This window comes from Micromonospora yongxingensis, from assembly GCF_052601155.1.
Genome location: NZ_JBQXEO010000037.1, coordinates 21522 through 34736 on the forward strand (window position 1 = coordinate 21522; position 13215 = coordinate 34736).

Genomic DNA, 13215 nt, shown 5'->3' on the forward strand with positions numbered 1-13215 from the left:
ACCGGCGGCGGCCGGGTGCGTCAGTTGGCGGCGGCCGGTGGCAGTGCCTCGTCGGCGACGTAGGTGCCCAGCGGCAGCACCACCGGCTCGGGGCCGGTCGCGTCCACGTACGGGGACGGCGAGTCGGCGACCGCGAACTGGGTGCGGTACAGCTCGGCGTAGAGCCCGCCGACCGCCACCAGCTCCTCGTGGCGCCCCCGCTCGACGATCCGTCCGCCGTCGAGGACCAGGATCTGGTCGGCGTCGCGGACGGTGGAGAGCCGGTGCGCGATCACCAGCGCCGTACGCCCGGCCAGCGCCACCGACAGCGCCCGCTGCACCGCAGCCTCGCTCTCCGAGTCGAGGTGCGCGGTCGCCTCGTCGAGGATCACGATCGACGGGGCCTTGAGCAGCAGCCGGGCGATGGCGATGCGCTGCTTCTCGCCGCCGGAGAACCGGTAGCCGCGCTCCCCGACGGTGGTGTCCAACCCGTCGGGTAGCGACCGGACCAGGTCGGCGACCTGGGCGCCGGCCAGCGCGGCCCAGATCTCGTCGTCGGTGGCGTCCGGCTTGGCGTAGCGCAGGTTCTCGGCGATCGTCTCGTGGAACAGGTGCGAATCCTGCGTGACCACACCGATCTCGTCGCGCAGGGAGGCGAGCGTCGCGTCGCGCACGTCCACCCCGCCGACCAGCACCTGCCCGTCGGTGACGTCGTAGATGCGGGAGATCAGCATGGACAGCGTCGACTTGCCGGCGCCGGACGGGCCGACCAGGGCGACCATCTGGCCCGGCTCGACGCTGAACGACACCCCCTTGAGCACCGGCTCGTTGACGGTCCGGTCGAGCGTGGCGACCTCCTCCAGCGAGGCGAGGGAGATCTCGGCCGCGCTCGGGTAACGGAACCGCACGTCACGGAAGTCGACCCGACCGGCGTTCGGGGGCACCGGCACCGCGTCGGGCTTCTCCACGATGCCCGGCTTCAGGTCGAGCACCTCGAAGACCCGGTCGAAGGAGACCAGTGCGCTCATCACGTCCACCCGGACGTTGGAGAGCGCGGTGAGCGGGCCGTAGAGGCGGGTGAGCAGCAGCGCGAGGGTGACCACCGTGCCGGCGCTGACACCGCCGGTCACCGCGAGCCAGCCGCCGAGGCCGTACGTGAGGGCCTGGGCCAGCGAGGCGACCAGCAGCATGGCCACGAAGAACGTCCGGGAGTACATGGCGGACTGGATGCCGATGTCCCGCACGCGCTCGGCCCGGCCGGCGAACCGGCGGGCCTCGATCTCGGGCTGGCCGAAGAGCTTCACCAGCAGCGCGCCGGCCACCCCGAACCGCTCGGTCATCGTCGCGTTCATCTTGGCGTCGAGGTTGTACGCCTCGCGGGTGATGTCGGCCAGCCGCTTGCCGACCCGGCGGGCCGGGATGATGAAGATCGGCAGCAGCACCAGTGAGAGCGCGGTGATCTGCCACGAGAGGGTGAACATGACCGCGGCGGTGAGCACCAGCTGGATGACGTTGCTGACCACACCGGACAGGGTGGAGGTGAACGCCCGCTGGGCGCCGAGCACGTCGTTGTTGAGCCGGCTGACCAGAGCGCCGGTCTGGGTACGTGTGAAGAACTGCAACGGCATCCGCTGCACGTGGTCGTAGACCCGGGTGCGCAGGTTGAGGATGATGCCCTCGCCGATGCGGGCGGAATACCACCTCTGGGCGAGGGAGAGCATCGCGTCGGCGACCGCCAGAGCCGCGATGAACAGGGCCAGCCGGACCACCAGCCGGCCGGCCTCGGTGCCGCCCCGGTTGATCGCGTTGATCACGTCGCCGGCGAGCACCGGGGTGGCCACGCCGATGACGGCGGCCAGCACCACGGTGGCCAGGAAGACGACGATGTCGCGCCGGTAGGGGTGGGCGAAGGCCACGATCCGACGGGCCACGCCGCGCTTCAGCCGGTGGGTGGAGACCTCGTCGCGGTTGCGCATCGACCGCAGCATGCTCCAGCCCGCCATGCCACCGCCGGACATCGGGTTGGACACCACTCACCTCCGGGTTGTCGGGCAGACCACACCGTCAGGTCAATTCTCCCGATGACTCTGACAACCTCGGTCGTAACCCGGATCTTCCCGTACGGTCCTTACTATTCTCCCCGGCCGGCGAGGTCACGCAGCCGGCGGGTCTGCGCCTCCCGCTCGGCGCGCTGCTGGTCGGCGTGGGACCGCCCGGCCGCGCCGGCGATCAACGCCTTGATCTCCACCACCGCGTCGCGGGCACCGGCGAGCAGGCCGGCGGTCAGGTCACGGACCGCACCGTCCAACTCGGCGGGCTGTACGACAAGGGTGGCCAGCCCGATCCGGTCCGCCTCGGCGGCGTCCAGGCGGCGGCCGGTCGCGCAGATCTCCAGCGCCCGCGCGTAGCCGACCAGCTCGACGAGGCGCTTGGTGCCGGCCAGATCGGGCACCAGACCGAGGGTCACCTCGGCCATCGACAGCTTCGCGTCGGTGGTCAGGACCCGCAGATCACAGGCGAGCGCGAGCTGGAAGCCGGCACCGATCGCGTGACCCTGCACGGCCGCCACCGAGATGACATCCGGCCGGTGCAGCCAGGTGAAGCCGCCCTGGAACTCGGCGATCCGGTCGGCGCACTCCTGCTCGGGCAGCGTGGCCAACTCGGCGAAGGACCCCGGACCGGAAGCACCGGCCACCGCGAGGTCGAGGCCGGCGGAGAACGCCCGGCCCTCGCCCCGGACCACCACCACCCGTACGTCGCCGGGCAGGTCGCGGGAGAAATCGCTCATCGCGCGCCACATGGCGGGCGTCTGGGCGTTGAGCACGTCGGGCCGGCACAAGGTCACCGTGGCAACCGGCCCGTCGCAGCTCAGCCGGACCCCGGTCGCCTCGGCGGTCACCGGACGACCCGGGGCGCGGCGCTGGTGGACGACGCTGGGGGGCGGGTCACGCCTTCTTGCGGCGCCGGGCACCGCCGCGCTGACGCAACTGCACCCCGGACTCGGTGAGCACTCGGTGGATGAACCCGTAGGAGCGGCCGGTCGAGGCCGCCAGCGCGCGGATGCTCTCCCCCGAGGTGTACCGCTTTACCAGGTCCTTGGCGAGCGTCTGACGCTCGGCTCCGACGATCCGGCGACCCTTCTCAGTGCTGGTGGCTGTGCCAGTGGCTGCCATGCTGTGTCCTCACGTCCCAGACTGTGCGGTTCGGATACGGTCCCACCTATTAGACCGCCTCGAACGATCATGCGCCAGATATCAACTCTTCGCCAACCGACACGCTATGCAATGTCAGCTTCCCGATAGCGTGATCCTGCCGACGGGCCCGGCGACACCGGCCCGCCGTACCACCGTCGTCGCCGCGCGGCAGCGCCCGCCGACCACCCGTACCCTGCGGTCATGATCGACCTGTTGGGCACGGCGGCCGGGGCGGCCGCTGTCTTCGCCGCCACCGACATCGACGACATCGTCATCCTGACCCTGTTCTTCGTCACCGCCCGCCGCACCGGCCGACCACGGCCCTGGCAGATCGTGGCCGGGCAGTACCTCGGCATCGGGACGCTGGCGCTGGCCAGCGCGGTGATCGCCGCCGGACTGCTGGTGGTGCCCGACCCGTGGACCGGCCTGCTCGGGCTGCTGCCCATCGCGCTCGGCGTCCGCGCCCTCGTGCGACGCGACGGCGACGAGGCGCCCGCCGTGGTGGCCTCCACGCTCGGGGTCGCCGGGGTGACGATCGCGAACGGCGCCGACAACGTGGCCGTGTACGTACCCGTCTTCCGTGCCCTCGGCCCCGCCGACAGCGCGGCCTTCCTGCTGGTCTTCGTGGTGCTCATCGCCGTGTGGTGCGCCGCGGGCGCCTGGCTGGGCGGGCACCCCCGGGTGGTCCGGCTGGTCGAACGCGCGGGCCACTGGCTGGTGCCGGCGATCTTCGTCGCGATCGGGGTGGTGATCCTGGTCAGCTCCGGCGTGCTCGGCCGACTGGTCGACCTGCTCGGCTGAGAGCCGGGCCGGACGGCCCGAACCGGCCCCGGTCAGGCCAGTTCGACCAGCTCCAGCAGGTCGTCGCTCCAGGCGTCCTCGTCGCCGTCGGGCAGCAGGATGGCGCGGTCCGGCTTGAGCGCCAACACCGCACCCGGGTCGTGGGTGACCAGCACGATCGCACCCGGGTAGTTGGCGATCGCGTCGAGCACCTGCTCCCGGCTGACCGGGTCGAGGTTGTTCGTCGGCTCGTCCAGCAGCAGCACGTTGGCACCGGAGCAGACCAGGGTCGACAGGGCCAGCCGGGTCTTCTCACCGCCGGAGAGCACCCCCGCCGGCTTGTTCACGTCGTCGCCGGAGAAGAGGAACGCTCCGAGGATCTTGCGCAGGTCGGTGTCGGACTGCTCGACGGCGGCGGCGCGCATGTTCTCCAGCACCGTCCGTTCCACGTCCAGCGTCTCGTGCTCCTGGGCGTAGTAGCCCAGCCGCAGCCCGTGCCCGGCGTGCACCTCGCCGGTGTCCGGCGTGAGCAACCCGCCGAGCATCCGCAGCAGCGTGGTCTTGCCGGCGCCGTTGAGCCCGAGGATGGCCACCCGGGAGCCGCGGTCCACCGCCACGTTGACGTCGGTGAAGATCTCCAGCGAGCCGTACGACTTGGACAGGCCGGTCGCGGTGAGCGGGGTCTTGCCGCACGGCGCGGGGTTGGGGAAGCGCACCTTGGCCACCCGGTCGGCGACCCGCACCTCCTCCAGACCCGAGATCAGCTTCTCCGCACGACGGGCCATGTTCTGCGCGGCGACGGTCTTGGTGGCCTTCGCGCGCATCTTGTCGGCCTGCGCCATCAGGGCGCCGGCCTTCTTCTCCGCGTTGGCCCGCTCCCGGCGGCGACGCCGCTCGTCGGTCTCCCGTGCCTCCAGGTACGCCTTCCAGCCCAGGTTGTACACGTCGACCACGGACCGGGTGGCGTCGAGGAACCAGACCTTGTTGACCACCGACTCCAGCAGCGCGCCGTCGTGGGAGATGACGATCAGGCCGCCCTTGTGGTTGGCGAGGAAGCCGCGCAGCCAGGTGATCGAGTCGGCGTCGAGGTGGTTGGTCGGCTCGTCGAGCAGCAGGATGCCGCCGCCGTTCTCGCCGGCGTCGCGGAACAGGATCCGGGCCAGCTCGATGCGCCGGCGTTGACCGCCGGAGAGGGTGCCGATGGTCTGCGCGAGCGCGCGGTCCGGCAGGCCGAGGTTGGCGCAGATCCGGGCGGCCTCGGCCTCGGCGGCGTACCCGCCCAGGGCGGCGAACTGGTCCTCCAGCGCGCCGTAACGGCGGACCAGCTTCTCGTCGGTGTCCTCGGCGAGCCGGGCCTCGAGTTCCTGCATCTGGGCCATCAGCACGTCCAGGCCGCGTGCGGAGAGCACCCGGTCGCGGCCGGTCACCTCGAGGTCGCCGGTGCGCGGGTCCTGCGGCAGGTAGCCGATGGCGCTGCGCTGGTCGATCTGCCCGGCGTACGGCTGCCCCTCGCCGGCCAGCACCTTCAGCGTGGTGGTCTTGCCGGCACCGTTGCGGCCGACGAGGCCGATCCGGTCACCGGGCTGCACGCGCAGGGTGGTGTCGGACAGCAGGATCCGGGAGCCGGCACGGAGTTCCAGGCCGGTGGCGGTGATCATTTCTTCGGGCTCGCTCTCGGGGAGTGGAAGGCTGACTCGGGGCACGCGAAACGGCCGGCGGGCTCTGGTGGCCCGGCGGCGCGGGGCGGTTCAGCCTTCGCAGCGCAGCACCCGACAAGTGTACCGGGCGCCGCTGGACGCCCCGTCCGGATTACCAACCAAGATCATCGGGTACCGGAACCGCTGTCCGGACCCCGTCCGGCATTTCAGTGACAGAACGACATCAAAACGACAATCACCGGCATACGGCGATCGGGGTCAGCATGGAACTCAACGAGCGGGCCGAACTCGACACCTCCCAGGTCAACGACCAGGGCCGGGGCGGCGGAGGGGGCGGTGGCCTCGGCATTCCACTGCCCGGCGGCGGTGGTCGCGGCGGGCTGATCGGCATCGTGGTGGCCGTGCTGGTCGCGCTCCTCGGCGGTGGTTTCGGCCTGAACGCGATGACCAACGGCGAGGACGGCGGCGGGCAGGCGGGCGGCACCGACCTGGAGCAGCTGTGCTCGCGGGACAACGCCCAGCGCTTCGAGGACGTGCGCTGCCGCAACCTGCTCTACGTCAACAGCATCCAGGGCTACTGGGAGAAGGCGTACCCGGAGCTGGGCAAGGGGAAGTACGAGCCGACGGACACCAACTTCTTCCAGGCCGCCGTGAACACCGGCTGCGGCCAGGCCGACTCCGGAGTCGGCCCCTTCTACTGCCCGGCCGACAAGCAGGTGTACATCGACCTGAGCTTCTACAACGAGCTCGCCTCCCGGTTCGGCGCCAAGGGCGAGTTCGCCGCGCCGTACGTGCTCGCCCACGAGTACGGCCACCACATCCAGAACCTGCTCGGCACCAACGAGCGGGCCGGCCAGGGCGACCAGAGCGGCCCCCGCTCCGCCTCGGTCCGGTTGGAGTTGCAGGCCGACTGCTACGCCGGAGCCTGGGCCAGGCACGCCACCGAGAGCAGGGACGAGACCGGCCAGGAGCCGCTGTTCAAGTCCATCACCCCGACCGACATCAGCGAGGCTGTGCAGGCCGCCGAGGCGATCGGCGACGACAGCATCCAGGAGCGCTCCGGCGGGCAGGTCAACCCCGACCAGTTCACCCACGGCACCTCCGCGCAGCGGCAGCGCTGGTTCCAGCAGGGCTACGACCGCGGCGACCCGCGGGCCTGCGACACCTTCGGCACCGACCAGCTCTGACGATCCCACCGCGCCGACCGGGCGCCTCGACGGCCGGTACCGACCGTCGGGGCGCCCTTCGCATGATCAGGCGACGCGACGGCCGCGCCCCGGTGTGCCCGCGTCAGTCAGCCGGGGCGGGATCGCGGACCAGGACGCGGACCGCCCGGGCAGCGGCCACGGCGGCGACCAGCACGGCGTGCCGGGGCTCGGGAACGTCGAGCAGCCTCTCGGCCCGCAGCGCCGCGAGCGGGGCCAGGCGCCGGTCGGCGAGGATGCCGTCCACCGTGCGTCGGTCACCGCCGGCGACCACGGCGTCGAGCGTGCCGGCCTCCGGCAGCAGCAGCCGTACCGCCAACTCGACCGCCTCGCCGAGGGCGGCCTTCGCCTGGTTGTCCCGCCGACGGGCGAAACGGTGCTGGGACCAGCCGCCCGCGGCCGTACGGCCCTGCACGTAGCGGCTGTCCACCTTGGAGACCACGAGGTCCTCCCCCGCCGCCACACCCATCGCCACCGCGCTCTTGCGGGCCAGCAGCAGGCCGATCCGCCGCGGCGCGGCGGCAGCGGCGAGAAAGTCGGCCAGCCCCCCGTCCGCCACCGCGCCGGGAGTGCCGGCGGCACCGGGCGGGGCGTGCAGCTCAGCGGTGGCACCGTCGGGGGCGGCGAGCAACAGACCGTACCCCCGGGTTGCCACGCTGGGCGGACCGTGCCGTTCGGCGAAGCCGTCAACCCAGCGACCGAGCCGGGCCGGATCGACCTCCACCCAGCGGCCACCACCGGCAGCAGGTCGACTCGACATCCCCCGAACCTACGGCACCACCCCACCCACCCCCACCCCGGCACGGTCCCCGCCGACTCGCGGTGATCATGAGTTGGCGTCACGACACGCCGGCATCGAGGACGCTAACTTCATGATCACCGGGGTGGGTGGGTGGGTGGGGTGGGGTGGGGGCCGGGGTTAGGTGTGGAGGAGGACTGTTAGGGCCAGGGTGGCGATGATGGCGCTGGAGGTGAGGGCGGTGGCCTTTCGGCCACCGGGGCCGGTGAGGATGCGGCCGACCAGGGTGCCGCCGCCGGCGATGAGCAGTTGCCAGCTCGCCGAGGCCACGAAGGCGCCGAGCACGAACAGCGCGGCCGCCGCCCCACCCGGGTCGGCGGCGTCGCCCCGGCCGAGCACCAGCGCGGCGAAATAGACCACCGTCGCCGGGTTGAGCAGTGTGAGCGCCAGAATGCCGGCGAAGGCGCGCAACGGGGTGTCCAGGCCGCGACGGCGCCGGGCATCGGTCACCGGCGCGGGCCGCAGGGCGCGCCACGCGGTGTGCGCGGCGAGCGCGAGCAGCACCGCGGCGGCCGCCATCCGCAGTGGACCGGCCACCGGTTCGACCACGCCGGCGACAGCGGCACCCGCCACGGCGGCGACAGCCGCGTACAGGCCGTCGGCGGTCGCGACGCCGAGCGCGCCGGCCGCGCCGACCCGGAACGAGGTACGGGCACTGAGCCCCAGGATGAGCACCGCGATCGCCCCGACCGGAATGGCCACGCCGTAGCCGGCGACGAGGCCGGCGAGGAACGCCCCGGTCACGGTCGTCGCTGCCGGGCCGAGGCGCGACGCGGAAGCGTGCGCTGTCGACGCGCGACGATGGCCGCGCCGACAGGAAGCTGCATCCGGTACGCCTCGATCATCCGCTCATGCTGCGTGACCCGGCCCGTTCCCCGCCACCGCATTTCCGTCGCACCACCACGGTCGCCCGCCGCCGCAGCGGGTCATCGGGACGCGGCTGCGCGGAAAGCGTCGAGCGCGGCACCCCGGAGGAGTACCGCGCTCGATGCCGCCGACCGGGGTCGGCTCAGACGTTGAAGCCGAGGGAACGGAGCTGGTCCCGACCCTCATCGGTGATCTTGTCCGGGCCCCACGGCGGCAGCCAGACCCAGTTGATGCGGATGTCGTTGACCAGGCCGCCACCGGGGCCGGTGGTCAGCGCCTGCCGGGCCTGGTCCTCGATCACGTCGGTCAACGGGCAGGCCGCCGAGGTGAGCGTCATGTCCAGGGTCGCGACGTTCTCGTCGTCGACGTGCACCCCGTACACCAGGCCCAGGTCGACCACGTTGATGCCGAGCTCGGGGTCGACGACGTCCTTCATCGCCTCCTCGATCTCGGCGATGACGGCCTTGCTGACGCCGGCCGCCGGGGCGGCGGCGTCGCCGGCACCCTGCGTGGCGGCACCGTCGGTCGTCACGGCGTCGGTCTGCGGCGTCGCGGTGGCGTCACCGGCCTCCGGCGTCGCTTCGGTAGCGGTGTTCTCGCTCATGCCTTCACCTCCTCCGGGCTCACGCCCACCCCGGCGCGTGCCGCGGCGTCCTTGAACGCCATCCACGGCAGCAGCGCGCACTTGACCCGGGCGGGGTAGCGGGCAACGCCCGCGAAAGCCACCCCGTCACCGAGTACGTCCTCATCCGGCGTGACCTGGCCACGGCCGGACATCAACTCGACGAACGCCTCGTGCACCGCGAACGCCTCACCCGTGCCCCGACCGCGCAGCAACTCGTGCAGCACGCTCGCCGAGGCCTGGCTGATCGAGCAGCCCATCCCGTCGTACGAGATGTCGTGCAGCACGGCGCCGTCGGTGGCCACCCGGACGGTGACCTCGTCGCCGCAGGTCGGGTTGACGTGGTGCGCCTCCGCGACCTGGTCGCCCGAGTCGTCGGCGTCGCGCAGGCCACGCCCGTGCGGGTGCTTGTAGTGGTCCAGGATGATCTCCTGGTAGAGCTGGTCGAGTCGCATCAGTCGAACACCTTCCGCACCTGCTCCAGACCGGCCACCAGAGCGTCGATCTCCTCGGTGGTGGTGTAGAGGTAGAACGAGGCCCGGGTCGTGGCCGGGACGCCGAACCGGGTGCACACCGGCTTGGCACAGTGGTGGCCCACCCGCACCTGCACGCCGAGCGAGTCGAGCACCTGACCCACGTCGTGCGGGTGCACGTCACCCAGCGCGAACGAGATGGTGCCGCCCCGGCCCACCGGCACGGTCGGGCCGAAGATCCGCAGGTCGCGCACCGAGCCGAGGGCGTCCAGCGCGTACGCCGTCAGCTCCTTCTCGTGCCACTGGATGGCCGGCATCCCGATCCCGGTGAGGTAGTCCACCGCGGCGCCGAGCGCGACCGCCTCGGCGATCGGCGGGGTGCCCGCCTCGAACCGGGCCGGCGGCGCGGCGAACGTCGACCGGGCCATGGTGACCGTCTCGATCATCGAGCCGCCACCGAACACCGGCGGCATCGCCGCCAGCAGCTCACCCCGGCCCCAGAGCACACCGATGCCGGTCGGGCCGCACATCTTGTGCCCGGTGAAGACGATGTAGTCGGCGTCGAGGTCGACCACGTCGATGGGCAGGTGCGGCACCGACTGCGAGCAGTCCAGCAGCAGCAGCGCGCCCACCTCACGGACCCGCGCGGTGATCCGGGAGGTGGCGTTGATCGTGCCGAGGATGTTCGACATGTGCACCAGCGAGACGATCTTCGTCCGCTCGGTGACCAGGTCGTCCAGGCCGGACTCGTCGAGCCGTCCGCCGTCGGTGACCGGGAACCAGCGCAGGGTCGCGCCGGTCCGCTCGCAGAGCAACTGCCAGGGGACGATGTTCGAGTGGTGCTCCATCTCGGAGATCACCACCTCGTCGCCGGGGCCCAGACGGAAGCGCTCGTCCGTCTCGCGAGACGGAGCAGCCAGCACAGAGGCGTCGGGGCGCAGCGAGGCGTTGGAGAACGCGTACGCCACGAGGTTGATCGCCTCGGTGGAGTTCTTGGTGAACACCACCTCGTCGGGGCTCGGCGCGTTGATGAACGCGGCGATCTTGGCCCGCGCGCCCTCGTACGCCTCGGTGGCCTCGGTGCCCAGGGTGTGCACCGAGCGCGACACGTTGGCGTTGTGCCGCGCGTAGTGCTCGTTGAGCACGTCGAGCACCGCGCGCGGTTTGTGCGAGGTGTTGGCGCTGTCAAGGTAGACCAGCGGGTGCCCGTTGATCTCCCGGTCGAGGATCGGGAAGTCGGCGCGCACCCGGGCCACGTCGAAACGCGGCACGTCGTCGTACTGCGGCATCCCCGTCGGGATCGCGATGCTGGTCATCTCGGCAGCGCCTCTCCCGCTCAGGCCTTGGCCGTGCCGGCCCCGGCGGCGTACCGCTCGTAGCCCTCGGCCTCGAGCTTGTCGGCCAGTTCCGGGCCGCCCTGCTCCACGATGCGACCGGCCACGAAGACGTGCACGAAGTCCGGCTTGATGTAGCGCAGGATCCGCGTGTAGTGGGTGATCAGCAGCACGCCGGTGTCGCCGGTGTCGCGGACCCGGTTGACGCCCTCGCTGACCACCCGCAGGGCGTCCACGTCGAGGCCGGAGTCGGTCTCGTCGAGGATGGCGATCTTCGGCTTGAGCAGCTCCAGCTGGACGATCTCGTGGCGCTTCTTCTCACCACCGGAGAAGCCCTCGTTGACGTTGCGCTGGGCGAACGCCGGGTCCATCTGGAGGCGCTCCATGGCGCCGCGCAGCTCGCCGCCCCAGGTGCGCAGCTTCGGCGCCTCGCCGTCGATGGCGGTCTTCGCGGTGCGCAGGAAGTTCGCCACCGAGACGCCGGGCACCTCGACCGGGTACTGCATGGCCAGGAAGAGGCCGGCGCGGGCCCGCTCGTCGACGGTCATGGCGAGCACGTCCTCGCCGTCGAGGGTGACGGAGCCGCCGGTGATCTCGTACTTGGGGTGACCGGCGATCGAGTACGCCAGGGTCGACTTGCCGGAGCCGTTCGGGCCCATGATCGCGTGGGTCTCACCGGAGCGGACGGTCAGGTCGACACCGGCCAGGATCGGCTTGAGCTCACCCTCGGGCAGCTTGACCGACACCTTCAGGTCGCGGATCTCCAGGGTGCTCATTATCGGGTCACTCCATTACTCGGCGTCAGGCTGAGGTAGATGTCGCCGTCGCGGACTTCGACGGGGTAGACGGGTACGGGTTCGGTGGCCGGCAGCCCGGTGGGCTCCCCGGTGCGCAGGTCGAAGCGCGAGCCGTGCAGCCAGCACTCGAGCGTGCAGCCGTCGACCTCACCCTCGGAGAGGGCGACCGAGGCGTGCGAGCACTCGTCGTAGGCGGCGTAGAACTCGCCGTCCTCGCCGTGCACCAGCGCGATCGGTGTGCCGTCGACGTCCGCGCTGATCGCGGTCCCCTTCGGCACGTCCTCGGTGGAGCAGATCCTGATCATCAGGCGCCCGCCTTGGCCAGCCGGGCCTCGATCGCGTCGCCCAGGCGCTCGCGCAGCGGCTCCACCGGGATCTTGTTGATCAGCTCGGCGAAGAAACCGCGGACCACCAGGCGGCGGGCCTCGCTCTCCGGGATGCCCCGGGCCATCAGGTAGAACAGCTGCTCGTCGTCGAAGCGGCCGGTCGCGCTGGCGTGGCCGGCGCCGGCGATCTCGCCGGTCTCGATCTCCAGATTGGGTACGGAGTCAGCCCGCGCGCCGTCGGTGAGCAGCAGGTTCCGGTTGATCTCGTACGTGTCGGTGCCGGTCGCCTCGGCCTGGATCAGCACGTCGCCCACCCAGACGGTGTGCGCGTCCTCGCCCTGCAGCGCGCCCCGGTAGCCGACGTAGCTGCGGCAGTCCGGAACGTTGTGGTCGACCAACTGCCGGTGCTCCAGGTGCTGGCCGGAGTCGGCGAAGTAGACGCCGTACAGCTCGGCCTCGCCGCCCCGGCCGGTGTACTCCACCGAGGTGAACTGCCGGACCAGGTCACCGCCGAGGCTGACCTGGACGTGCACCACCCGGGCGTCCCGACCCAGCTTGATCTTCAGGTGCTGCGCCTGCACCGCGTCGTCGGCCCAGTCCGCCACGGTGACCAGGGTCAGCTTCGCCCCGTCGGCCACCGAGACCTCGACGTTGTCGGCCAGGGTCGCCGAGCCGACGTGCTCCAGCACCAGGGTGACCTCGGCGAACCGGCCCACCTCGACGAAGGTGTGCCCGAAGGCCAGACCCTCGGCGCCGTCACCGACCACCCGCACGGTCACCGGCGCACCCACCACGACGTCGCTGGCCACCGAGAACAGCAGCGCGTGGTCGGCACCGCCGTACGCGAGCGCGCTGACCCGGTCGACCGGGGTGAGCACGCTGCCCACCCGCGGGTCGTCGGTGCTGATCCGCTCCACGGCCACGCCCTCGGGCAGGTCGCCGTACTCGTGCCGGACCGTGCCGGTGGCGGCCTGCGGCTCACCGGCGAGGCCGCGCAGCCGCTTCAGCGGGGTGAAACGCCACTCCTCCTCCAGGCCGGTGAGGGCCGGGAAGTCGGCGACGTCGTACGAGCGCAGCGCCTGCGACTTGGTGCTGGGCGGCGGCGCGGAAGCCTGGGTAGTCATGTCTTCCTTGGTCTGTTCTGCAACGACGGTGTCTGGTGCGGGGTCGGCGGGGCGGGC

General features: G+C 71.7%; 14 protein-coding genes. 2 read left to right on the forward strand and 12 right to left on the reverse strand.

The genetic code is table 11. The features are described from left to right. Positions 1-20: 20 nt before the first annotated feature. The 3 genes from ACTWLT_RS29715 to ACTWLT_RS29725 all read right to left on the reverse strand — a co-directional run bounded on the left by ACTWLT_RS29715 (position 21) and on the right by ACTWLT_RS29725 (position 3152). Positions 21-1997 carry an ABC transporter ATP-binding protein gene (locus ACTWLT_RS29715; protein ID WP_445321232.1) on the reverse strand — a complete coding sequence of 659 codons (1977 nt, stop codon included), beginning with the start codon at positions 1995-1997 and terminating at the stop codon, positions 21-23. Positions 1998-2110: 113 nt separating this feature from the next. Next, complete coding sequence (locus ACTWLT_RS29720) at positions 2111-2878, reverse strand: enoyl-CoA hydratase/isomerase family protein (RefSeq protein WP_252420249.1); 768 nt, start codon at positions 2876-2878, stop codon at positions 2111-2113. Positions 2879-2924: 46 nt separating this feature from the next. Next, complete coding sequence (locus ACTWLT_RS29725; RefSeq protein ID WP_007462679.1) at positions 2925-3152, reverse strand: helix-turn-helix domain-containing protein; 228 nt, start codon at positions 3150-3152, stop codon at positions 2925-2927. A 222-nt stretch (positions 3153-3374) separates the two neighbouring features. Here ACTWLT_RS29725 and ACTWLT_RS29730 point away from each other — a divergent pair, with 222 nt between their 5' ends. After that, positions 3375-3974, forward strand: a complete 600-nt coding sequence (locus ACTWLT_RS29730; RefSeq protein ID WP_445321213.1) for a cadmium resistance transporter — start codon at positions 3375-3377, stop codon at positions 3972-3974. Positions 3975-4006: 32 nt separating this feature from the next. On the opposite strand, the gene ACTWLT_RS29735 is transcribed toward ACTWLT_RS29730, so the two are convergent. After that, the gene (locus ACTWLT_RS29735; protein ID WP_252420253.1) at positions 4007-5611 is read right to left on the reverse strand and encodes an ABC-F family ATP-binding cassette domain-containing protein; all 1605 of its coding nucleotides are present in this window, start codon (positions 5609-5611) and stop codon (positions 4007-4009) included. A 263-nt stretch (positions 5612-5874) separates the two neighbouring features. Between ACTWLT_RS29735 and ypfJ the strand changes: the two genes are divergently transcribed. After that, positions 5875-6798, forward strand: a complete 924-nt coding sequence (ypfJ, locus tag ACTWLT_RS29740; RefSeq protein ID WP_445321214.1) for a KPN_02809 family neutral zinc metallopeptidase — start codon at positions 5875-5877, stop codon at positions 6796-6798. A 103-nt stretch (positions 6799-6901) separates the two neighbouring features. Here the strand turns inward: ypfJ and ACTWLT_RS29745 are convergent, their stop codons facing one another. The 8 genes from ACTWLT_RS29745 to sufD all read right to left on the reverse strand — a co-directional run bounded on the left by ACTWLT_RS29745 (position 6902) and on the right by sufD (position 13158). After that, positions 6902-7576, reverse strand: a complete 675-nt coding sequence (locus tag ACTWLT_RS29745) for an acVLRF1 family peptidyl-tRNA hydrolase (protein WP_445321215.1) — start codon at positions 7574-7576, stop codon at positions 6902-6904. Positions 7577-7735: 159 nt separating this feature from the next. Then, positions 7736-8359 (reverse strand): LysE family transporter, encoded by a 624-nt coding sequence (locus ACTWLT_RS29750; RefSeq protein ID WP_445321216.1) that lies wholly within the window; start codon positions 8357-8359, stop codon positions 7736-7738. 265 nt (positions 8360-8624) lie between these two features. Continuing rightward, complete coding sequence (locus tag ACTWLT_RS29755) at positions 8625-9086, reverse strand: metal-sulfur cluster assembly factor (RefSeq protein WP_252420182.1); 462 nt, start codon at positions 9084-9086, stop codon at positions 8625-8627. Then, positions 9083-9559, reverse strand: a complete 477-nt coding sequence (gene sufU, locus ACTWLT_RS29760) for a Fe-S cluster assembly sulfur transfer protein SufU (protein ID WP_445321217.1) — start codon at positions 9557-9559, stop codon at positions 9083-9085. Before sufU ends, ACTWLT_RS29755 begins: the two co-directional genes overlap by 4 nt. After that, complete coding sequence (locus ACTWLT_RS29765) at positions 9559-10893, reverse strand: cysteine desulfurase (protein WP_445321218.1); 1335 nt, start codon at positions 10891-10893, stop codon at positions 9559-9561. Before ACTWLT_RS29765 ends, sufU begins: the two co-directional genes overlap by 1 nt. Before the next feature lie 20 nt (positions 10894-10913). After that, positions 10914-11687 (reverse strand): Fe-S cluster assembly ATPase SufC, encoded by a 774-nt coding sequence (gene sufC / locus ACTWLT_RS29770; protein WP_203177985.1) that lies wholly within the window; start codon positions 11685-11687, stop codon positions 10914-10916. After that, complete coding sequence (locus ACTWLT_RS29775) at positions 11687-12013, reverse strand: non-heme iron oxygenase ferredoxin subunit (RefSeq protein WP_124771052.1); 327 nt, start codon at positions 12011-12013, stop codon at positions 11687-11689. Before ACTWLT_RS29775 ends, sufC begins: the two co-directional genes overlap by 1 nt. After that, positions 12013-13158, reverse strand: a complete 1146-nt coding sequence (sufD, locus tag ACTWLT_RS29780; protein ID WP_252420188.1) for a Fe-S cluster assembly protein SufD — start codon at positions 13156-13158, stop codon at positions 12013-12015. The genes ACTWLT_RS29775 and sufD overlap by 1 nt, the downstream gene beginning before the upstream one ends. Positions 13159-13215 lie beyond the last annotated feature (57 nt).

What these genes read in the sequence shown, in the direction of transcription:
- ACTWLT_RS29715 (WP_445321232.1), bottom strand. Translation starts at nt 1,997, where the DNA reads ATGTCCGGCGGTGGCATGGCGGGCTGGAGCATGCTGCGGTCGATGCGC.
- ACTWLT_RS29725 (WP_007462679.1), bottom strand. Translation starts at nt 3,152, where the DNA reads ATGGCAGCCACTGGCACAGCCACCAGCACTGAGAAGGGTCGCCGGATC.
- ACTWLT_RS29730 (WP_445321213.1), top strand. Translation starts at nt 3,375, where the DNA reads ATGATCGACCTGTTGGGCACGGCGGCCGGGGCGGCCGCTGTCTTCGCC.
- ACTWLT_RS29735 (WP_252420253.1), bottom strand. Translation starts at nt 5,611, where the DNA reads ATGATCACCGCCACCGGCCTGGAACTCCGTGCCGGCTCCCGGATCCTG.
- ypfJ (WP_445321214.1), top strand. Translation starts at nt 5,875, where the DNA reads ATGGAACTCAACGAGCGGGCCGAACTCGACACCTCCCAGGTCAACGAC.
- ACTWLT_RS29745 (WP_445321215.1), bottom strand. Translation starts at nt 7,576, where the DNA reads ATGTCGAGTCGACCTGCTGCCGGTGGTGGCCGCTGGGTGGAGGTCGAT.
- ACTWLT_RS29755 (WP_252420182.1), bottom strand. Translation starts at nt 9,086, where the DNA reads ATGAGCGAGAACACCGCTACCGAAGCGACGCCGGAGGCCGGTGACGCC.
- sufU (WP_445321217.1), bottom strand. Translation starts at nt 9,559, where the DNA reads ATGCGACTCGACCAGCTCTACCAGGAGATCATCCTGGACCACTACAAG.
- ACTWLT_RS29765 (WP_445321218.1), bottom strand. Translation starts at nt 10,893, where the DNA reads ATGACCAGCATCGCGATCCCGACGGGGATGCCGCAGTACGACGACGTG.
- sufC (WP_203177985.1), bottom strand. Translation starts at nt 11,687, where the DNA reads ATGAGCACCCTGGAGATCCGCGACCTGAAGGTGTCGGTCAAGCTGCCC.
- ACTWLT_RS29775 (WP_124771052.1), bottom strand. Translation starts at nt 12,013, where the DNA reads ATGATCAGGATCTGCTCCACCGAGGACGTGCCGAAGGGGACCGCGATC.
- sufD (WP_252420188.1), bottom strand. Translation starts at nt 13,158, where the DNA reads ATGACTACCCAGGCTTCCGCGCCGCCGCCCAGCACCAAGTCGCAGGCG.